19 protein-coding genes are annotated in these 21,256 nt (G+C 50.4%); 14 read left to right on the forward strand and 5 right to left on the reverse strand.

Translation table 11 applies throughout. The features are described 5' to 3' along the window. The first annotated feature begins 9 nt into the window (after window positions 1-9). From lolA to ACJJIL_RS08755, 6 genes are all read left to right on the forward strand, one after another. Window positions 10-621, forward strand: coding sequence for an outer membrane lipoprotein periplasmic chaperone LolA (gene lolA / locus ACJJIL_RS08730; RefSeq protein ID WP_444913974.1), 612 nt, complete (start codon window positions 10-12; stop codon window positions 619-621). Then, the gene (locus ACJJIL_RS08735) at window positions 614-1,957 is read left to right on the forward strand and encodes a replication-associated recombination protein A (protein ID WP_445361703.1); all 1,344 of its coding nucleotides are present in this window, start codon (window positions 614-616) and stop codon (window positions 1,955-1,957) included. The genes lolA and ACJJIL_RS08735 overlap by 8 nt, the downstream gene beginning before the upstream one ends. Window positions 1,958-1,976: 19 nt before the next feature. Then, the gene (gene crcB / locus ACJJIL_RS08740) at window positions 1,977-2,351 is read left to right on the forward strand and encodes a fluoride efflux transporter CrcB (RefSeq protein ID WP_282933067.1); all 375 of its coding nucleotides are present in this window, start codon (window positions 1,977-1,979) and stop codon (window positions 2,349-2,351) included. A 47-nt stretch (window positions 2,352-2,398) separates the two neighbouring features. Then, window positions 2,399-3,682: a serine--tRNA ligase gene (serS, locus tag ACJJIL_RS08745; RefSeq protein WP_445361704.1), complete on the forward strand. Its 1,284-nt coding sequence runs from the start codon at window positions 2,399-2,401 to the stop codon at window positions 3,680-3,682. Window positions 3,683-3,774: 92 nt separating this feature from the next. After that, window positions 3,775-5,169, forward strand: a complete 1,395-nt coding sequence (gene cysG, locus ACJJIL_RS08750) for a siroheme synthase CysG (protein ID WP_445354045.1) — start codon at window positions 3,775-3,777, stop codon at window positions 5,167-5,169. Between the two features lie 64 nt (window positions 5,170-5,233). Continuing rightward, window positions 5,234-5,497: a hypothetical protein gene (locus ACJJIL_RS08755; protein ID WP_444908100.1), complete on the forward strand. Its 264-nt coding sequence runs from the start codon at window positions 5,234-5,236 to the stop codon at window positions 5,495-5,497. 22 nt (window positions 5,498-5,519) lie between these two features. Here the strand turns inward: ACJJIL_RS08755 and ACJJIL_RS08760 are convergent, their stop codons facing one another. After that, complete coding sequence (locus ACJJIL_RS08760; RefSeq protein ID WP_445361705.1) at window positions 5,520-7,847, reverse strand: penicillin acylase family protein; 2,328 nt, start codon at window positions 7,845-7,847, stop codon at window positions 5,520-5,522. Between the two features lie 325 nt (window positions 7,848-8,172). Here ACJJIL_RS08760 and ACJJIL_RS08765 point away from each other — a divergent pair, with 325 nt between their 5' ends. From ACJJIL_RS08765 to ACJJIL_RS08780, 4 genes are all read left to right on the forward strand, one after another. Further along, window positions 8,173-10,722, forward strand: a complete 2,550-nt coding sequence (locus tag ACJJIL_RS08765; protein ID WP_445361706.1) for a TonB-dependent receptor — start codon at window positions 8,173-8,175, stop codon at window positions 10,720-10,722. Between the two features lie 362 nt (window positions 10,723-11,084). Then, a complete protein-coding gene (egtB, locus tag ACJJIL_RS08770; protein WP_445361707.1) occupies window positions 11,085-12,389 on the forward strand; it encodes an ergothioneine biosynthesis protein EgtB in 1,305 nt (434 codons plus the stop codon). A gap of 2 nt (window positions 12,390-12,391) precedes the next feature. Beyond that, window positions 12,392-13,360, forward strand: coding sequence for an L-histidine N(alpha)-methyltransferase (gene egtD, locus ACJJIL_RS08775; RefSeq protein ID WP_444897507.1), 969 nt, complete (start codon window positions 12,392-12,394; stop codon window positions 13,358-13,360). 28 nt (window positions 13,361-13,388) lie between these two features. Beyond that, window positions 13,389-13,838, forward strand: a complete 450-nt coding sequence (locus ACJJIL_RS08780) for a DUF411 domain-containing protein (protein WP_445362001.1) — start codon at window positions 13,389-13,391, stop codon at window positions 13,836-13,838. Window positions 13,839-13,847: 9 nt separating this feature from the next. Here ACJJIL_RS08780 and ACJJIL_RS08785 read toward each other — a convergent pair whose 3' ends face one another. Beyond that, window positions 13,848-15,095, reverse strand: a complete 1,248-nt coding sequence (locus tag ACJJIL_RS08785; RefSeq protein ID WP_413662211.1) for an ArsB/NhaD family transporter — start codon at window positions 15,093-15,095, stop codon at window positions 13,848-13,850. Between the two features lie 77 nt (window positions 15,096-15,172). On the opposite strand from ACJJIL_RS08785, the gene ACJJIL_RS08790 reads away from it, so the two are divergent. Beyond that, window positions 15,173-16,426, forward strand: coding sequence for an MFS transporter (locus ACJJIL_RS08790; RefSeq protein ID WP_413662210.1), 1,254 nt, complete (start codon window positions 15,173-15,175; stop codon window positions 16,424-16,426). Window positions 16,427-16,460: 34 nt separating this feature from the next. Next, a complete protein-coding gene (locus tag ACJJIL_RS08795; protein ID WP_445354052.1) occupies window positions 16,461-17,453 on the forward strand; it encodes a hydrolase in 993 nt (330 codons plus the stop codon). A 25-nt stretch (window positions 17,454-17,478) separates the two neighbouring features. Here the strand turns inward: ACJJIL_RS08795 and ACJJIL_RS08800 are convergent, their stop codons facing one another. Continuing rightward, window positions 17,479-18,525, reverse strand: coding sequence for a methyltransferase domain-containing protein (locus ACJJIL_RS08800; RefSeq protein WP_444913969.1), 1,047 nt, complete (start codon window positions 18,523-18,525; stop codon window positions 17,479-17,481). Between the two features lie 403 nt (window positions 18,526-18,928). On the opposite strand from ACJJIL_RS08800, the gene ACJJIL_RS08805 reads away from it, so the two are divergent. After that, window positions 18,929-19,546 carry an RNA polymerase factor sigma-70 gene (locus ACJJIL_RS08805; RefSeq protein ID WP_444957873.1) on the forward strand — a complete coding sequence of 206 codons (618 nt, stop codon included), beginning with the start codon at window positions 18,929-18,931 and terminating at the stop codon, window positions 19,544-19,546. Window positions 19,547-19,548: 2 nt separating this feature from the next. Further along, the gene (locus ACJJIL_RS08810; protein WP_444894052.1) at window positions 19,549-19,752 is read left to right on the forward strand and encodes a zf-HC2 domain-containing protein; all 204 of its coding nucleotides are present in this window, start codon (window positions 19,549-19,551) and stop codon (window positions 19,750-19,752) included. A 39-nt stretch (window positions 19,753-19,791) separates the two neighbouring features. Here ACJJIL_RS08810 and ACJJIL_RS08815 read toward each other — a convergent pair whose 3' ends face one another. Further along, the gene (locus ACJJIL_RS08815; RefSeq protein WP_413662207.1) at window positions 19,792-20,280 is read right to left on the reverse strand and encodes a hypothetical protein; all 489 of its coding nucleotides are present in this window, start codon (window positions 20,278-20,280) and stop codon (window positions 19,792-19,794) included. Next, window positions 20,277-21,209 (reverse strand): DUF2092 domain-containing protein, encoded by a 933-nt coding sequence (locus ACJJIL_RS08820; RefSeq protein WP_444913966.1) that lies wholly within the window; start codon window positions 21,207-21,209, stop codon window positions 20,277-20,279. The genes ACJJIL_RS08815 and ACJJIL_RS08820 overlap by 4 nt, the downstream gene beginning before the upstream one ends. Window positions 21,210-21,256: the final 47 nt, after the last annotated feature.

Raw genomic sequence — 21,256 nt, forward strand, 5'->3', positions numbered from 1 at the left:
GACTCCACTATGAAAAGAATTCTGCAGGGTCTGCTGCTTTCAATCAGTGTTACCGCCAGCGCGGCCTGGGCTGATGCCACCGATGACCTGAGCGATTTACTCAAGCCGTTGGAGGCGATTTCGGGTAATTTCAAACAGACATTGATCGACGAGCGCGGTGAGGTCACACAGAAGAGCAATGGTAGCTTTTCTGTGCAGCGCCCGGGCAAATTGCGCTGGAAAACCGGTGAGCCTTACCCCCAGTTACTGGTGACAAACAACAAGACGCTCTGGCTGTACGATCCGGACCTGGAGCAGGTGACAGTTCGCCCGGTGGATGCCCGTATTAAGGATACCCCAGCCCTATTACTGGGGGGCAAAGTAGAGGAAATTCGAGGCTCGTTTAATGTGAGCCAGAAAGAAGGGGTTTATCAGCTGACCCCCAAGAACCCCTCGGCCCCTTTTAAAGCCATGGAAATTCGATTTGCCAAAAATGGCTTGCCGTCGGCAATGACCGTGCGCGATGGTATGGGACAAACCACTGAAATTCAGTTCAGTGGTATGGAGGCGAACCCAAAACTATCCGCTTCTATATTTGATTTTAAGCCCCCGGCCGGTACTGACATTATTAAAGATGAGTGATCTGTTCGATACTCCCAAAACCCACCAACCCCTCGCGGCCCGTATGCGGCCGAATTCCCTGGCCCACTATGTGGGCCAGTCGCATTTATTGGGGGAGGGCAAACCTCTGCGGGAGGCCGTAGAGCGCGGCCAACTGCACTCAATGATTTTGTGGGGGCCACCCGGTGTTGGCAAAACCACTTTTGCGCGGTTGCTAGCTGAAGAGTGCGATGCTCGATTTGCCACTCTGTCTGCGGTACTCGCCGGAGTGAAAGATATTCGCCAGGCGGTGGCCGAAGCTGAACAGCACCGGATACAGTCGGGCCGACACACTATTTTATTTGTCGATGAAGTGCATCGATTTAATAAGGCTCAGCAGGATGCCTTCCTTCCCTACGTGGAGGAGGGCACTGTGACTTTTGTCGGGGCGACTACGGAGAACCCGGCTTTTGAGTTGAACAATGCGCTTCTATCCCGGTGCCGGGTCTATCTTTTGCGCAGTATTCCCGAAGAGGAATTGTTGGGGTTGCTGCGCTACGCCCTGCAAACTGACCAGCAGTTGCGCGAGCGGAGCGTCAACATTCCCGAAGAAGTGTTGGGCAAGATTGCCCGGGCTGCCGATGGGGATGCCCGCAGTGCTTTGAACTTGCTGGAAGTGGCATGCGATCTGGCCAAAGAGGAGGCCGGGCGACTGATTGTCGATGAAGACGTGCTCGCCGAGGTGCTCAGTGCCGATGTTCGCCGTTTTGATAAAGGCGGCGATTATTTTTACGATCAGATTTCCGCCATGCATAAATCAGTGCGGGGGTCTGACCCGGATGCGGCGCTCTACTGGTTTGTGCGGATGCTGGATGGAGGATGCGACCCGCTATATATCGCTCGCCGTGTCGTGCGTATGGCTAGTGAAGATATCGGCAATGCGGACCCGAGGGCTTTGCAGTTGTCGCTGAATGCCTGGGATGTGCAGGAACGACTGGGGAGCCCCGAGGGCGAGCTGGCAATTGCCCAAGCCATTACTTACCTGGCGGTTGCGGCAAAAAGCAATGCGGTTTACTCCGCTTACAATCGTGCCGTGGCGGATGTTCGTCGCGAGCCCAGTTACGAAGTGCCAGTGCATTTGCGCAATGCCCCTACCAAACTGGCAAAAAGCCTGTCCCACGGTGCGGAGTATCGCTACGCCCACGACGAACCCGATGCTTTTGCTGCGGGAGAGAATTACTTCCCCGAAGAGATTGCTGAGCGCGAGTACTACCAGCCGGTTCCCCGAGGGTTGGAGTTAAAAATTTCAGAAAAATTGCAGACTCTGCGCCGACTAAATCGCGAGAGTGACAAGCAGCGTTACAGAAACTCTAAATAGATAGAGAGGAAGCAGCTAAATGCAGTGGCTGGCAGTCGCCTTGGGCGGCGCACTTGGGGCAGTTCTTCGCCACCTGGTGAGTATCTGGAGCTTTCCGGTATTTGAGGGTCGGTTTCCGCTAGGAACCATCATTGTCAATTTAACAGGCTCTTTTTTGATCGGTATTGTTTATGTACTGATCGCTCACCGCGCCATGTTGGGGGAGGAATGGCGTCTACTGTTGATGACCGGCATGTTTGGCGCACTGACAACCTTTTCCACTTTCTCCCTCGAAAGCCTGATACTGTGGCACAATGGCCAGCCGCTGGTGGCCCTTGGCTATATTGTCGGCAGCCTTGTTGGTTGTTTGTTGGCCACCGCTGCTGCTGTCGCTTTGGCGACACGGTATTTTTAATTTAACTTCTCTGTTGTAGGAGCCTGATAACAGGCGAACTGGAAACGATGCTCGATCCCAAACTGATTCGCACGGATATGGACCAGGTGGCCGCTGCCCTGAAAAAGCGCGGTGTAGAACTGGATACTGCCAAACTTGAAGCCCTTGAAGAACGCCGCAAAGAATTGCAGGTGCGCACCGAGAGTTTGCAAAACGAGCGCAATAGCAAGTCGAAAAATATCGGCCGTGCCAAGGCGAATGGTGAAGATATTGCTCCGCTTTTGAAAGAAGTGGAGTCCCTCGGTGGTGAGTTGCAAGATGCCAAACATGCACTGACAGAATTGCAGGGAGAGTTGGATGCAATCTTGTCTGCGATTCCCAACTTGCCGGATGCCTCAGTGCCTGAAGGCGAGAGTGAAGACGATAATGTAGAGGTTCGCCGCTGGGGCCAGCCGCGTACTTTTGACTTTGAAGTTAAAGACCACGTAGACCTGGGCACACACCTTGGTGGCCTCGACTTCGAGATGGCAGTGAAGCTCACCGGCTCCCGCTTTGCGGTAATGAGCGGTGATGTTGCGCGTCTGCATCGCGCGTTGGCACAGTTTATGCTGGATACTCACACCGAAGAGCATGGTTACCAGGAAACCAATGTGCCGGTTGTTGTGAATGCTGATTCCCTGTACGGCACTTCCCAGCTGCCTAAATTTGAGGAAGACCTGTTTAAGCTCGAAGATGATCGTAGTTTCTACCTGATCCCGACTGCGGAAGTGCCCCTCACCAATATGTATCGCGATCATATTGTTGAAGACAGTGCTAGCCTGCCGCATAAATTGGTTGCTCACACTACCTGCTTCCGCTCTGAAGCTGGCTCTCACGGCCGCGACACTCGTGGCATGATTCGCCAGCACCAGTTTGAAAAGGTAGAACTGGTTTGGGTGGCGCGCCCGGATCAGTCTGAAGAGGCATTGGAAACCCTGACGCAAAATGCTGAGACCATTTTGCAGAAGCTGAACCTGCCATACCGCACAGTGATTCTCTGCGGTGGCGATATCGGTTTCTCTGCTCGAAAGACATACGATATTGAAGTTTGGATTCCGTCCCAGGATAAGTACCGCGAGATATCCTCTTGCTCCCTGGTAGGTGACTTCCAGGCGCGCCGAATGAAGGCACGCTGGCGCAACCCGGAAACCAATAAGCCCGAATTGGTGCATACACTGAATGGCTCCGGCCTTGCCGTGGGTCGTACCCTCATCGCTGTTCTGGAAAATTACCAGCGCGAGGATGGCAGTATTGAGGTGCCGGAAGTATTGCGGCCCTATATGCGAGGCCAGGAAGTGATCTCAGCTTCCTGAGCGTAGCACTCCAAAAGGGCGAGCGTAGAGTTCGCCCTTTTTTGTTTGTAGTAATGAGTTTCACTTTGCCCGCTATTTGATGGAATAAGAAGTTGCGTTATTTACCCCTCGCATTTGATGTCAAAGATCATCCCTGTTTGATTGTTGGAGGCGGCTCCATTGCCACCCGTAAAGCTCGCTTATTGCACAAAGCGGGTGCACGGATATTGGTGGTATCCCCGGAAATTACCGATGAGCTTCAGCAAATGGTGACTGATTCTGGTGGGGAATGGTTTCAATCAGTTTATTCGAGCGAGTATTTACAGAAAGCGGGGCTGGTCGTTGCTGCATCTGATAGTGAGTCCGTGAATGCACAGGTTTCAGCCGATGCCCAGGCTCAGCGCCTACCTGTCAATGCGGTGGACGCGCCAGAGTTGTGCACGTTTACTTTCCCGGCCATTGTGGAGCGGGGAGATCTATCGATCGGCATCAGCAGTGGTGGCGCGGCTCCAGTACTGGCGCGCAGAATCAGGGCTCAGCTCGAAGCCCTGCTATCGCCGGGGCTGGGACCGCTGGTAACTTTGGCGGCAGGGATGCGCGATAGGGTTAAGGCAGCGCTTCCAGAGTCTCGGCGCAAGAATTTTTGGGAGTGGGTTTTTGCCGGCCCCGTTGCCAACCGCATGGAGGCCGGGCAACCAGCAGATGCCGAGCAGGCGCTGGTGGATGCGCTTCAAGACTGGCAGGGGAGCCCGAATCCGGTGGGTGAGGTTTACCTGGTAGGTGGAGGTCCGGGAGATCCAGACCTGCTGACTTTTCGCGCACTGCGCTTGATGCAGCAGGCGGATGTGGTGCTCTACGATCGGCTGGTTTCACCGGAAGTGATGGAGTTGGTGCGCCGGGATGCAGAGCGGATCTATGTGGGTAAGCGCAAGGCTTTCCACGCGGTGCCACAGGACGATATCAATCAGCTGTTGGTAGATCTGGCCAGCCAAGGTAAAAAAGTTTTGCGACTTAAGGGAGGCGATCCCTTTATTTTTGGTCGAGGCGGTGAGGAAATAGACAAGTTGTCAGAGGCGGGGATTCCCTTTCAGGTAGTGCCGGGAATCACTGCGGCCTCTGGTTGCGCCAGTTACGCTGGTATCCCACTGACTCACCGGGATCACGCTCAATCTGTGCGCTTTATTACCGGGCACCTGAAAGAGGGTGAGTTGGACCTCCCTTGGCAAGAACTTGCGGGCCCAGCACAAACCCTGGTTTTCTATATGGGGCTTACGGGGTTACAAACCATTTGTGCTGAATTGATTAAACACGGGCTCGATGCGAATACGCCGGCGGCCTTGGTTGAAAAGGGCACTACGCGAGACCAGCGAGTAGTTGTCGGTGACTTGAGCAGCTTGCCGGCCCTTGCTGAAAACAGTGAAGTTCGAGCGCCAACACTCACCATCATTGGTGGGGTAGTGAGCTTGCATGAAAAGCTTCAGTGGTATCAGCCAAATCGAGAAGATTAAGGCAGGGACCCAATGACGCCGAGAGTACCTATACTGAAAAGGTACTCTCAGAGTGGTGTTCAATATGCTGCTTGCATTTATTCGCTTTTATTGCACCAATGCTGTGCGCTTTTTTCTCCCACCGGTCCGTGAAATAGCAATTCCTGCACAGCTAGACAGTCACACCCGGCGCTACACCTACCACTACCAGCAAAAGAAGAGTTGGGTGAGAAACCTCTGGATTACATCGGCGGCACTGATGTTGTGCTTTCCAGTGCTGCCTTTCGTTGTGAGTCTTGCCTTCTTCACCACGTTTCTGTCTTTTGCAATTCTCGATGAGACTGCCTGACTTTAGCGTCCCTGCGGTACCTCTAATTTAACGTGAGTCGGTGGCGAGGCTCGCGTTCAATAAATGATGAAGTGTTTCCCTTCACCCAATCCTGATGGCCGTTGCCGAAAAATGGTGAGAGTGGATGAGCACTCTGACCTGTGGCCATATGGAAAATACCGTCTGCATCCCGGCCCGGTGAAACCACTAAGCGCTGGGATGCGCCATGAGTGGGAGACTGGAAGCGGGGCATATGGGTATCTCCAGCGAGAGGCTCCGCAGGCATTGCCAGGAACCAGTTCAGGGGTGGTATTGCTTTGCCCAGTGGATGCTGGATCTTTGCCGTATTTTCAGCACCCCAGGATTGACGCTTAAGGGGTTGATTGCTGCGATTCATTTTTTCCAGTACTTGATCCAGAGCGGCGAGCTTTATCGCCTTCCAGGATTCAAAATCCGGGTTGAGAAGCTGTTTTGGCTCTTGCTGAGCCATTTCCCAAAGTGGGTATTCAAATTGGCGCTTGAGTTGGCCGAAAGAAAACTTGGGCTGATAGCGGCGCATGTAAGTCAAAATGGGCGCTGTCGTAAGCTCCATCAACTTCAGGCGATAGTTGCGAACGATGCGATAGCCCACGGAGTCGATGGCGGCTCGGCCTCCCCAATTTTGAATCTGTATATATACCTCGCGGTAGTCTTGCTGATCTTCAAGTAAGGTGAGGAGGTGTTGCTGCCACCGCTCGAGAAAAACTGCCTGATCGTCGAGCTGGATATTTAAAAGGTCCTGCTCATTGAATTTTTCTTGAGCGAAAAGCCGTTCGCGAATTTGTTGCTGACGTGCGCCGAGCGCATAGCCGTGGTTGCCCATGAGTTTGAGATAGTCCCCATCAACGATACGAGCGTTGGCACTCCAGATTCGGCCGGACTCCGGGTTATACAGGCGGGGGTGCTCCTGGGGGCTTAAATAGCCGTCCCAATAGGCACTACCATCTGCCCAGCTGATTGATCGACTGCCATCAAACCCGACTCGCTTGGGAATAGCGCCAGCCACAGTCCAACCAATATTGCCGTTACTATCGCCAACCACTAGGTTCTGATGAGGGATGCCTATGGTGGGGCCAAGCTCCAGAGCTTCTTCGGCGGTGCGAACAACTTCCATATCAATCAAGTTCATATTGCCGCCCAGAGTGTCGTGAGCAACCCAGCGGAATGCGAGAGGAACGCCATCGTGGTTTGTACCGATAACGGGACCCCAGATAGTTGTGCGAACTTCTATGGTTTTTGGGTCGCTGCCTTTGACGGCGATAGATTCTGTTTCATAGGCAAAATTCCTCCAGCCTTCAGGCGTTTTATATTGATTGCCGTCTTCGCTGAGTTCCAGTGGAATCAGGTCACTCCAGTCGCCACCGGTGTTGGTAAATCCCCAGGCAACTAATTCGTTGCTTCCGACAACCATAATTGGGCCGCCTGGAAGGGTTACGCCACGAACAAATCGGTTGGTGCCTGGTATGCTCCAGCCTGCTCGGAACCAGATATTGGGAACACTCAGCCCGAGGTGCATATCGTTGGCAAGAATGGCTCCACCGTGCGCTGTTAAATTACCGCCGACCACCCAGTTATTACTGCCGTAAATTTTGTCATCACTCTCCATCGCCTGATAAACGATAGTGTCCTGTTCATCTAAAAGTGCAGAAATCGGTGTTTCTGGGAGGCTGACCTTTTCTCGTGCGTCTCCAAATAGTGGTGCGTCCCACCGCCCGCCTTGGGGAAAATAGAAAGCGTAGAGATCTGCTGGAAGTAATTCGGCTAAAGCGGTGTCGCGAAGTTCATAACTACCGCGTTCACTTTGTAGCGTCAGGTACATGCTGTAGATAGTTAACAGGCTGTCGGCAGAATTCCAGGGGCGCGGTTTCTGACCCAATAACAAATACTCCCAGGGTTTTGCGGGAAGCTGGTTGAGGCCGAAATTAATACCGTTGATATATTGATCCAGAAGGGCCTTTTGTTCCGCCGGCATCGCAGCAATGTTTCGCTCTGCTCGCTGGCGAAATTGATGCAAACGTACCTTTTGATCGTGTTTTATAGTGGACGCGCCCAGTAATTCTGATAATTCCCCAGCAGAACTTCTCCGCAACAGATCCATTTGAAAAAAACGTTCCTGCGCGTGTAAAAAGCCCAATGCGAAGGCCGAACTGTTTCGGTTTTCAGAATGAATTAATGGCACTCCCTGTGAATCGCGCTCGATAACAACCGGGTCTTTTAATTCACCCGTGGTAATGGTTCCATCGAGAATAGGCAAGCTCTGTCGGAGCCAGATCCAGGAGCCAATTAAAAATATAATTATCAAACCCAATAGGCTGATAATTAGTGCTGGCATATACCGCTTGAGAAATGGAAATGTCGTCATTGTGGTGGCTGCAAAATCTCTGAGTTAATGTCGGTAGCACTTTTTTGTGCAATTTTAATTTCACTCGCAAAGTTACTAAGCGATACAAAGAGTAACTTTTAGTGACAAAACCCAAGCTTTAAATTATAGGATTTTCCTGTCATTCACTGCTATTTCTCGAAGAACTGACTGGTCACAAGAAAAAAGTCATCGCAGGGTTTTCAATATGAAAACGCAACCGTAAGATGGCGTGCAATAACAAAAACAACAAGAAATCGAAAACATCAGGCTGTATAACAATAAACGCGAGGACGCGATGATGCACGATGTTGGTAGAGATGTAACAAACCGTAGATTCAATCTTTCCATTCTTTCTGGAACCATTGCTTTCCTCACCGCTGTCGGCTCTCACGTTCACGCTGCGGAAATTGAGGAGGTTGTCGTTACTGCGCAGAAGCGAGCGGAAAACCTACAGGACGTACCTATCGCGATTTCCGCCTTCACCGGGGAAAATATAAAAGAAGCCGGTGTCAAAAATTTGACTGACTTGGGGAAATATACGCCGGGCGTGGAAATGCACAATGATACCGCCCTGCAGCCAACGTACAGTATTCGCGGCGTGCAAACTAATGACTGGACCATAGGGTCTGATCCAGCAGTGGCGGTCTATGTGGATGGGGTTTATACCGGCCGCAGTGCAGGTGCCGAGATACCGCTGACCGATATTGAGAGGGTTGAAGTCCTCAAAGGGCCTCAGGGTACACTATTCGGTCGCAATGCCACCGGTGGTGCGATCCACATTATTACCACCAAACCGCAGGCGGATGATTCTACGGAATTAAATCTAACTGCCGGTAATTATGGGCGCCAGTCGTCGGATCTTTTGGTTAATCGCCAGATTAGTGACAACCTGTATGGCCGTTTTTCGGCGTCGACAAATCGTCGCGATCCATTTGCTGATAATTTAGCAAATGGATTCTCTGTAGGGGATCAGGATACTCAGACCTACCGCGCCTCTGTGTTGTGGGAGCCGGCGACGGATACCGAGGTGCTGTGGCGCGCCAATTACGGGATTATGGATCAAGGCAGTGCTTTGCGAACAACCATAGTGCCCAGCCTTAAAGATGAAACGGATGTTTTTGGCGACTATGCCCTGGATACCCCGACCATTGAGGATCGTGATTCCTTTGGCACATCACTGACAATTACCAAAGATTTCGATAATTTCACTTTTACTTCGATTACTGCCTACAGCGAATTCGATGCCCACCTGCAGCAGGATGAGGATGGTACCGCCAACCCGGACTATATGTTTGGGTCAGCTAATACTGATGATCAAAGCCAGTTCTCTCAAGAGTTCCGACTCAATGGTGCTACAGATACTATCAAATGGACTCTGGGAGCTTCTTACTCCGAAGAAGAGGTGGATCACACCACTTATGCCAATTTCACTACCGGATCGGTGGAGTCCTTTGCCGTTTATGAAGGGGTAAAGGCTGCCTATCCAAACCTGACCCAAACCGAGCAAGAGGACTTAGCGGTTATCACCCGTGCGCAGCTACAGCAGGCAGGGTTGGAGGGAATTGCCAGCGCTTCCTTTGTCTATGACCTAATGCTGCAAACAGGCCAGGTGGATGCGTTACTCGCTCAGTTAGGCGCTGCTGGTATAACCGGCGATATGCTCTATGCGGAAGATGTAGTCGGACAGATGATGGCGGGCTTCAATCCCTGGATAGCCTCGGATGCACATTGGGGGGAGAGTGTTCGCAACACAGGTGATTACCGTTCCAGTGCTATTTACGGTGATATGACCTGGAGCCTTACCGATAAGATGGACCTGACTATCGGTGCTCGTTATACCTACGATCAAAAAGATTTCACCATCCAGACGGCTTATGGCAACAGTATTCCTCTGTCACTATCCGGCGGAGATGTGCGCTTGGTTGACGGAGATGGCAACGTAATCGGCACTGTAACCCTGCCTGAGGTCGATTTGGGGTCCCAGTTGTTTGGTATTGTGTTTTTCAACAATGGCCAGCCGGTTTTGGACTCCAAATTGAGTGATAGCTGGAGCGACCTTTCCGGTCGTATAGTGCTGGATTACCGCTGGAATGACGATGTGATGACCTATGTCTCCCTGGCGGATGGTTTTAAAGCTGGTGGATTCAATAGTCTTAATTTTGGTCCCGGGGTTGAGTCGTCTTTTGATCAGGAAGATGTCGTTAACCTGGAGGTTGGTCTTAAGAGCAGCCTGTTCGACAACCGAGTACGCTTGAATACCTCTATTTACACCTACGAATACAACAATTTGCAGGAGCTGGATCTGGTGGGTACTCCTATTCCCAGTTATAACCTGCGGAATTCGGATGCGGAGGGCACTGGGGCGGAGATCGAAGTGCAGTGGGCAGTAACAGAGAGCTTGTTTATTGCCGGTAATTACTCCTACCTGGATACAGAGTTTACTGACTATCAGATCATCGAAGCCATTGGTGAGACTGAAGAGGACTCGAAAGTAGGCCAGTCTCGGGTATCAACGCCAGAGAATAAATTCAACCTAATGGCTGAATACACAGTGGACCTTGCATCTGGCGGGGAGTTTATTTTCCGTGGCGATTACAACTGGACAGATGAGCGAATTGGTTCGATTACTGACCGGACACGTATCGTGGAAGACTATCAGTTATTCAACCTGCGGGCGGCCTGGAACAGCCCTTCAGATAGTTATTCATTAGCGCTCTGGATACAAAATTTGACGGATGAAGAAATCGCTGGCGGCTATGGTGGTACCGGTGCAGCCATTGGTGCCAGTCCCGCTTGGCGCTTTATGCCGAGAATGTACGGTGCGGATTTAACTGTCCGATTTTAATTAACCCATGGGTTAATACGGCACAGGGATGTGCTGTTGTCGACCTTGGGAGGGCATTTAAAGGCTACAAGGGTATTGTGGGATTATTTAGAGCCCCTTATTCCGGCAGTAGTCTATAAAAAACGTTTAGACTGTGAAAATTGCGTCTAAATTTTGAAAGAGATATTACATAAAACAATTTTTGCTCTATTTTATTAAGTTATTCCTGTCAGCATGACGAGAGAGTGGGCCGGTTTATCCGGCCCTTTTTTTTATTGACCCTTCAAGAGAAAAATAAACTGGCGCATATACCTTTCTGTTGAATAGCAAGCCTCTAGGTTTACACCTAAAACTGCGTATGATGATTTCAATAGAGAAGAAATGTGTCGCAGTTGATTACTAATATGGCAATACACGTCGGTGAAGTAACTTTAGAGGAAGTACAGAATCAACTTCTCAGTGATTACCAGAAAGTTCGTGCAGAGACAGAGAACCTTGCATTGCCGCTATCCCCAGAGGATATGCAGCTGCAGTCTATGCCGGATGCCAGTCCCACCAAATGGCACTTGGCACATACGAGCTGGTTCTTTGAGACCTTTATCCTTGCCAACCGGTTGCGGGGATATCAAACGTTTAACCCACACTTCAACCACCTGTTCAACTCTTACTACAACAGTTTGGGCACCCCCTTTGCACGTCCTGACAGGGGGCTAATTTCGCGTCCAGATAGTGCCCAGGTTTATGAATATCGAAAGTTTATCGATGACTCCATGCACCGGTTGCTCAGTGAGTACCCGATTCCTGAAAATTTGGCCGCACTGGTCCAGCTGGGGTTGAATCATGAGCAGCAGCATCAGGAATTGATATTGACCGATATCAAACATGCTCTCTCAACTAATCCCATGGCACCCGCTTACCGGGATATGTTTCCCGAGGATGAAGACGGGGCACTGGAACCGCTACGCTGGTTGAGGATACCCAAGGACTTCTATGGGATTGGGAGCAATGGCGATGCTTTCTGCTTTGACAATGAAGGGCCTGAGCATCAACAGTTTATCGATGAGTTTGTTATTGCCTCCCGACTGGTTACTAACGGCGAGTACCTTGAGTTTATAGAGGATGGTGGCTATGAACAGCATCGGCTATGGCTCTCGGATGGTTGGCTGCATGTACAGAAAAATCGACAAAAGCATCCATTCTATTGGCGGCGCAATGGCGATGGTTGGTATCACTACTCCCTCTATGGGTTGCTACCCTTAAATCCAGCTGAGCCTGTCTGCCATCTTTCTTTCTATGAGGCAGATGCTTTCGCAACCTGGGCTGGAAAACGATTGCCTACTGAATTTGAATGGGAGGCAGCTGCTTGCCATTTACGCCAGCCGAATCAGATGGCATCAGCTAATTTCCTGGAAAAACGTCACTTTAGGCCATTGCAGGCGCAGCGGGGGCAAACGCAGTTCTTAGGGGATTTGTGGGAGTGGACTTCCAGCGCTTACTTACCTTATCGGGGCTTCAGAGCCCGGGAGGATGCAGTAGGGGAGTACAACGGAAAGTTTATGTGTAACCAAAAGGTTCTTCGCGGTGGATCTTTTGCAACCCCGGCTGACCATATCCGGATCAGTTACCGCAACTTCTTTTATCCACACCAGTCGTGGCAATTTACCGGTATCCGTTTGGCAGGAGACTAAATGTGAAAGCAGCCGTATCATCGATGCAGGAAAGTTCACAACAAGACCATGAATTTCTCAATGATGTGTTACGGGGGTTGGCCGGAGATCAGAAAACACTACCGTGTAAATACCTATACGACGAACTTGGCTCTCAGTTATTCGAGAAAATATGTGATGTAGACGATTATTATTTAACCCGTACTGAGGCGAAGATATTCAGTCAGTATCTACCGGATATTGCTGAGGAAATTGGCCCAGGGGCGCTACTGGTGGAGCCCGGTGCAGGCAACTGCGAAAAAGTAGAGGGCCTACTGCATCTATTAAAAAGCCCTAGCGGATACTATCCCATCGATATTTCCCCGGAGATTCTCTATCTGGCGGGGCAACGAATTAAAAAAGGCTTACCTCATATTTCTATCTGGCCGGAAGTGGGTGACTTTACTCAAGCCGAAGTATGGGACAATCTGTCGAATATTGAGTCAAAAAAACGTGTGGTGTTTTTTCCTGGTTCGACAATTGGAAACTTTGAGCCGGATAGGGCGGAGCAATTGCTGGAGACGTTTGCGGCAAATTTGAGAGCGGGAGACGGCCTGCTTATCGGAACTGATTTAGTTAAAGATTCAGTTGTGCTGGAGAGGGCGTATCACGATAGTGAGCATATTACGGAGCAGTTTAACAAGAACCTCCTGCAACGAATTAACAGTGAGTTGGGAGGCAACTTTGATTTGTCATCTTTCTCTCATCGCGCCTTCTATCAGCCATTGCGACAACGCGTAGAAATGCATTTAGTTAGCCTCCGGGATCAAAGCGTCGCAATCGCTGGGGAACAAATCGTCTTTTCGGAAGGGGAGACTATTCATACCGAGAATAGCCATAAATATAAAGTGAGTAGTTTTAATACCCTGTTGATGAAAGGCGGCTTTAAACCTGTTCGCCACTGGACTGATTCCTCTGAATCTTATGCTATTCACTATGCCCAGGCTATCTAGGGAGGTTTTAGCTCTCCTCCTCTCACTGGTGATATTGGCCGTACCAGCAAGTTTTGCTGGTGCGGAGGAAAAAAAACAGTGGGATGCCGATAGTTTTATTGTGTATAAACATCCGCTTTGCTTCTGTTGTAACAAATGGGTGGATTATCTACGGGGTAACGACATTGCCGTATCTACCAGTTCTGAGCTGAATATGGCCAAAATTCGGCAGCAATGGGGTGTTCCTCGGGGGATGGAGGGTTGCCATACGGCGGTGTGGCACAACAAATATGTTTTTGAAGGCCATGTTCCCGTCAAACATATCCTGCAATTTATTTCCTCTCCTCCAGAGGATGGAATCGGTCTATTAGTACCCGGGATGCCCGTTGGTAGCCCAGGAATGGAAGTGGATGGAAAGTTTGAACCTTACAATATTTATCTGCTGCTGGAAGGGGGAGACTATCGCCCCTTTGTCCGAGTCGAGAAGCCCCAGAGTTAGCTCTTGTTTTTAGGTCTGTAGCGAGCTGTACCAAATAATATAGAGATAACTCGCTGCCACACTGATAACACTTACCGGCAACATCAATAAAAAGAACTGCCAGAAGTTAAATGGTTGCACACCAAATTTTTCCGCCTGCTGCAGCACTATTACATTGCTGGCTGCGCTGATGATAAATAGGTTACCAGCAACTGTAGATATGGCTGATAGCATCATAAGTGTTTGAGTGTCGTGTTCATGTAGCAGATTCAGGTAGATTTCCACTACGGGAACATTGGAAAACAGTTGGCTGGCAAAAAAACTGACAAAAGTTACGGTTTCAGGTTCAGCCAGATTAATCCCGCTCTTGTGCAGAAAAAACTGTAGTGATCCGGACTTGAGTAGTGAGCCGGTCACAATAAACATAGAAATAAAGAAAAAGAGGGTGGGCCAGTCTACTTCTCTCAGTATTCTTCTTCTTTCATGACTCGCCAGATAAATGGGTGAGCAGGCGACCAAGCCTATTTGACCCAAGGTTGGGTGGTAAATACCTTCTACGTTATGAAGTACACTGCCTAATGCTATTAGAATTACCAGAAGGGCTGCCGACAATAGAGGTGGCCATTTTTGTGCTATCTCATTGTCCTCTCGATGCTGAATGCCTACATTGTGACTGGGTTCGTCAACTTTAAGAAACCTTTTTAACCAAAGAATCGACAGCAGCATGGTGATTGCTGCCGGGATAAAGATCCACTCGGCAAATACCAGAAACATATTGTCAAACTGCCCTGCGTTGGCAATCAAGATATTTTGTGGGTTGCCGACTGGGGAGATCATGCTGCCGATCGTAACGGTGGCACAAAGTAAAATAAGTAGGGGTACAACACCCCAGTTCATATCCCGAGCCATCAATAGAGCGATGGGTACACCAATCACTGCTGCAGCATCATTGGTGAGAAGGGCGGCGCAGACGGCCATGATCAGGACATAGCTTGCCAGTATGGTATTGGGGTTTTTACGGGAGAGTATTCGCCTGCTGATTTGTGCTGAAATCCCTGTGTCGTACAGAGCGGATGCAATCGAAAATACAGAGAATAAGTAGAGGATTAAGTCCCAATCCACTGCAAAGAATGCATCTTTAAGTGTGATTTGCCTCAAGGCCAAAAGTGCTACTGCGCCAAGGGTCATGATGTGCCAGATACGAACGGCAGATGGTAGCCATTGGCGCACGGCTATTAGGATAAAGATGATTGCCGAGACGGTTAAGCTGATAGACATCTATCGTTATCCGAGTGTCGCTAGTCCCAACTGCTACTCTGGTTTTCAGCATTGCTATTTTTCTGAGGCTCTATCCAGTGCAGCAGAGTGCCAACAAGGCCATTCATAAGAGTTTAAACAAACCTCTTCTCTTTACGAATTTCTTTGCTGGAGATGTGGTTGCGGGTTTGGGACCATACCTGGCTATTTACCTGCTCTCAGCCATGCACTGGAAGCCGGGAGATATTGGGGTTGTCCTGGCAATTGGCGGGGTAACCACTGTACTGCTGCAGACACCTGCTGGCGCATTTATCGATAGTACTCGCTTTAAGAGAGGACTTATTGCCACTTGCGGGATCATTATCGGTATTGTTTCTATCACTATTGTGGAATTTACCAGCCACAAGCCATTAATTTATCTCTCCCAGGTTTTGATGGGAGGCGCAATTGCCTTCGTGGCTCCCTCTATTGCGGCAATCACACTCGGGGTTACCAGCGATAAAAATTTTACCTATCAAACCAGTGCCAACCAGGCCTCCAATCATGCGGGCAATGTCTTTGCTGCTGGGCTTGCAGCGATTCTTGCCCTGACTATTTCCGGGCAGGGGGTGTTCTGGTTGATGGCGGTTATGGGTGCCCTTATGGCGATCTCGGTAGCCTTTATTCCGGGAAAATCTATCGATCATATCCGTGCTCGGGGCGGAGAGCACAAGGATCTAGAGGGCAAAGCACAGCCGTCGGGCTTCAAGTCACTGCTGTCTGACAGGCGCCTGGTCGCTTTGGCTGTCAGCGTGTTTCTATTCCACTTTGGCAATGCCGCGATGTTGCCCTTGGTGAGTCAGAAACTGTCGATTAACTCGAATGCCGATATAGCTATTGCCTTTACATCAGCTTGTATCATCGCCGCCCAGTTTATGATGATGCTGATGTCCTTTCTGTGTGCGGCCAAAGCGGATACCTGGGGGCGCAAGCTAATCTTCCTTATCGGTTTTTTTATCAATCCGGTACGGGCGCTGTTGTTTATGTCTACGGACAATCCGTACTTCCTGGTAGCAATTCAATCCCTGGATGGCGTGGCTAATGGTATATTTGGCGTCATTATTATTTTAATGTGTGCCGACCTGACACGTGGTACGGGCCGTTTCAATGTTACTCAGGGCGCTATGGCCGCCTTGGTGGGAATTGGTTCGGCATGTAGTAATTTTTCTGCGGAATATATTGTTCAGTATTTTGGCTATGGCGTTGCTTTTCTTACTTTGGGAGCTATTGCTCTGATCGCCGGTACATTTTTTCTGATTTTTGTCCCAGAAACGAAAGGGGCAACAATCCCTAAACCATCAGCAGGAAACTGATAGCCCCGGTTGTTTCGACTATTGATAGAAATCTATGGTTAATTCTTTTTCTCCAGCCCCAGGCCTTGGCAATCGACATATTCAGACCGTATTCAGTCGTTTTCACCGCGCCACCCCCTGGATTGAGACAGATTGCCGCTGGTACGAAACCCCTGATGGCGATCGCCTTTCTTTGCATTTTCCCAGGCCGCTACGCAATGATCTCGATTATCCTCTGGTACTGATACTTCACGGTTTGGGAGGTTCGGTAGAGTCGCCCTATGTGCAGGGGCTGATGGAAACTCTTCTGGCATACCATTACCAGGTCGCTGTAATGCATTTTCGAGGTTGTGGTGGTGTGCCTAACAAGTTGCCGAGGGCCTATCACAGTGGTGACACTGAGGACCCCCGCTGGTTGATTAGTGTTCTTAAGAAGCAGTTTCCCCTAACTACAATTGCTGTGGTTGGTTTCTCATTGGGCGGGAATGTTGTTCTTAAAATGTTGGGTGAGGATGGTGGCTGCGGACAAGTAGCCGCTGGGATTGCAGTTTCAGCTCCAATGGATCTCCATGCCTGTAGTCGCTATATCAATACTGGTATATCCCACCTATATGAACGTCATATGATCAGCGGGCTTCGTTTGAGCCTGCTTCATAAGGCGAAAGACCCACAGTTGGCTGCGGCCTTACCCGATCTCAATTGCAGTGGGGACTTTGTCGATTTCAGGCATTTCGACAGTGCTTTCACTGCGCCGTTACATGGTTTTCGTGATGTGGATGAGTATTACACCCAGGCATCCAGTAAGCCTTTACTCAAAGATATTCGCACGCCGACTTTGATTATCAACGCCGTTGATGATCCTTTTATTTGTCCATCAGCGATACCTGTAACCAGCGAAGTCAGTTCTGCTGTCGATTTGGCGGTGAGTGATCGAGGGGGGCATGTAGGGTTTATAGAAGGGACGGTATGGAGCCCCAGTTATTGGCTGGAGAAAAAAATACCCTACTTTTTGGGGGCAGTCGTTGGGTTTCCAAAGGGAGCCCGTTAGGGGGCTCCCATTTCCAGGCTCAGGGTTAACAGCACTGGGTACTCGATTGATCCGCTTCGGGAGTGTCGCTGGCAAATGGCATTTCCTTGCCGCAGCCGGGAAACAGGCCAAAGTGCCGCGAAAAATCGCCAATAAACTCGAAGTGGGGTGCGAGACGGGTCTCTGCGAGCATTCTCCAAGTATTACCGCACACAGGGAATACTCGTCCGGTCTCAATAATGTGGTGTCCATCGAGAACGAATTGATCGGCAGAGCCCGGTAGTGTGCCTTTATAAATCACTGCTTGGCCGTAATCCTCACAGTCTTTTTCCAGTTGCGCTAATTTGAACAAGCGATAAGTGGCGGAAAAAAATCGAATTGAACCACAGCGCTGGGCCAGGGTTGGGTTGGTGATAAGTAATGGCCGGCTCTCCACCAGGCGTGGATCGCGGAAGCCGCTGCCCTGAGCAATTTCCAGAAAGTCATTCCAGTAGAGTGCGCCCCCAAGACACTCGCCAAACAGCTCGGGGTCAGAGCTAATTGCGGGGGGAATACGACGGTCGGCATAGACATCGGAGAAGTAAAATTCTCCCCCTTGTTTCAGCAGCCGGAACAAGCCTTTGAGTACAGCATCTTTGTCTGTGGAGAGGTTAACCACACAATTGGAAATGATCACATCAAAGCTTTCAGGCTCTAATTCCAGTTCCTCCAGCTTTTCGATGTAGCCGTGCAGGAAGCGGACATTGTCATAGCCAAACTTGTCGGCGTGATGGGCTTGGTGCTGCCTGGCCACAGCCAACTGCTCTTCCGTCATATCGACACCTACTACTTCACCTTTTGGACCTACCAACTGGGAGAGCAAGTAAATATCCCGGCCTGAGCCACAGCCAAGATCCAGTACCCGGCAGCCTTCCAAAAGTGGAGGGCAGACAAGTCCGCAGCCGTAATAGCGGGATAGGACATCGGGATGAATATTGGACAGCAATGGTTTTAGCCACTCTGGCATATCGCTGGGATCACAACAGGCATTGGTCTTCAGGTCTGAAGAGTTCTTTAGTTGGCGTCCGTAGTAGTCCTGTACTAAATCGTGCATTGGCTCTTTACCTATTGCGGGGGTTAACCAAAAAGGCGCAGTTGCGCCGGTATTGGCGCTCTTTGTAATTTTGTTGAGGAAGTGTAACAAGTCTGCGGTTCCCGCGACTAAAAACCAGAGGAATCACGGAAGAGTTGAGGAGTTAGAGGTTCTTCTGGCCAAAGGTTTCCGCTTTCGAAACTGATGCAGAGCTCTATACTGGCATGATATTTCACTCATTCTGGCTCAAGATGCGGGGTAAAGCAGAAAAGTCTCAATTGGCACAAAAATACTAGCATGATGCACTAGATATTTCAGAATCAGCAAAATTGCCTTTTGGCGCCAGTGGGAATTGGTTTGTAGAGAATCGCATTATTTTCGTTAATATCGACTCTCTCCGCTTCGATATTATGAGGGAACGTAATTGAGCGATCACCTAGCTCCCAGTGCTTCGACAGAGTCCGCCGAGGATTCCTTACAGAATTCGCAGTTCCTGGTGGATTTGCGCCAGCAGATGCTGCGTTTTGCCAGTTTGCAGTTGCAGGATACGCAGTTGGCTGAGGATGCTGTTCAGGAAGCATTGATGGGTGCCCTAAAGAACTCGCGCAGCTTTTCCGGTCGCTCGGCTTTGAAGACCTGGGTCTTCGCCATTCTCAAGAACAAGATTGCCGACATATTGCGACAGAGACAGCGCTTCGTAGATGCGGATCAATTGGTTCGTGGGGATAGGGAAGAATATGACCACGATGAGCTGTTTGATCAGACGGGGCACTGGCAGAAGGATGAAAAGCCCAAACGCTGGGCTGATCCTGAGTCGGCAATTCACGATAAGCATTTCTGGCGAATCTTCGAGGCCTGTCTCAGCCATCTTCCCTCGCGCCAAGCGCAGATCTTTATGATGAGGGAATTTATTGAGCTGGAAAGCCATGAGATCTGTGCTGCTGTGGAGATTACCGTTAGCAACTTAAATGTCACATTGCACAGGGCGCGCCTTCGCTTGCGCGAGTGCCTGGAAGATAACTGGTTTGGTGTGGAGAAGTGACAATGATGAAGACCTGCCGGGAAGCCACGAGGCTGATGTCTGAGTCCCAGGAGCGGGACCTGTTCATTTCCGAGAAGGCGAGTTTGAAGTTACATCTGGCGGTTTGTGGAGCTTGCCGCAATTTCAATAAGCAGATGAAGACCCTCAGGCATATCACCAAATCCTATGCCCAGGGTGGCCCCGAGAAAGCTGATACCGAAAAATAGCATTTCGCACTTGGGGCCACTTATCCAATATTGGCATTCCTAGCGGGGAGGGCGAACCGGGCGGTAGGCGATATGGCCACCGACAAAGTGCGGTTCATACCAGTAGGACCCGCAGTGCTCATAGGTAACGTTACCAACAGTTACTGCAACACAGCTGCGAGGCAACGTATATAACCACCCGCCGACACCTACGGCTGCTGCCGTACCCCAAAATGCTGGTCCCGGGTAGGGCCAGTAGTGGGGGCGCCAAGGGGGCGGTGGGTAGGGTGGATGATGGGGGTGAAATGGGGGGTGATTGGGAAAGCGCCTTGCAAACTCCCCCGGGGCATAGCCACCGTGGAAGCCTCCACCCATCGGACGCATCCCATTAAAATGTCCCCCAATATTGAAATGAGCCCCACCACCACCAAACCGACCAAAGGCTTCGGCTGAAGGGCTGGCCAATGCAGTCAGTAGTGCCCCCGTGACCAGAGCAGGCACAACCAGTTGTGCAAGGAAACCCGTCTTTTGACCGTTGCGATGCATCATGGTGTGGCCTCCTTATTGGGTTCCGCCTTCTTAAACTGAATCTGCTTGAGCTTGTCGATGGAAGGGGTAAATTGCCCGGCGGCACCAGGTTTGGCTTCCATCCATTTCAAGGTGGCAATAAAGCGCGGCTTGGCGGGGTCGCGGGTGTTTACTGTTGAAATACGCAGGGGCAGAGGCTTGTCACCAGCCTTGATCCAGATTTCCCAGTCCAGGTTTTCAGAGCGAAATGCCCAGTGCTCGGTTTTTTGGCCGTCAACCATAGGCCGGTTTACCAGAAAGCCTTCTTTGATACCGGACCAAACATTTTCCTTCCTTCCCCATTCGAGTAGGTCGGCAAAAGGAATCTCAATGCCGTAATCCTTGGCGGCTTTGGTTAAAACTTCCGCTGTAGGCTGGGGTGCTTCCATTTCTGCGAAGTAACCATCGCGGGGAGCAATCACGGTGAACTTGTCGCCATTGTGAATGAATTGACGGGTAATAGAATCTGTTTTCAGGTCTACACGCAGTTGCTTGGGTGGCATTGCCATGTATTTGACGGTACCGCCAATCAGGAGCTTTTCCTGATTCTCCAGAACGACCTCAGTGAATATATCGGCGTTAAACATCATCATTTTGAGGCTGGCGAGGTAGTCACCCATTCGTTTCAAGGTTGCCATCGCCTTGGGGTCTAGGGGCTCGTTTGATTCCATGGCCCCCATTTGGCCTTGAGGAGGTTTGCCTTGCTGCATTTGCCCTGGTGGCTGGGGGGGATTGCTGTCATCGGTCGATTGAGTGGGGTGCCCTGGTGGCGGGGTTTGGCCTTGGGAGCCAGTGCTATCGGATTGCGGGGGTGGTGTCGGGTTTTGAGCGACAATCGCAGGGGCTAATGCCACCGTCGCTGCAAGAATCAGCGCCCTAGCCAAGCCACCAAAGGGTTGAAAAGCAAGCATTTACCGGTACCTCCCAATACATAGCCATAGTTGTGGCATCTGAATCA

It is taken from the genome of Microbulbifer maximicatervae (SeqCode), from assembly GCF_052468095.1.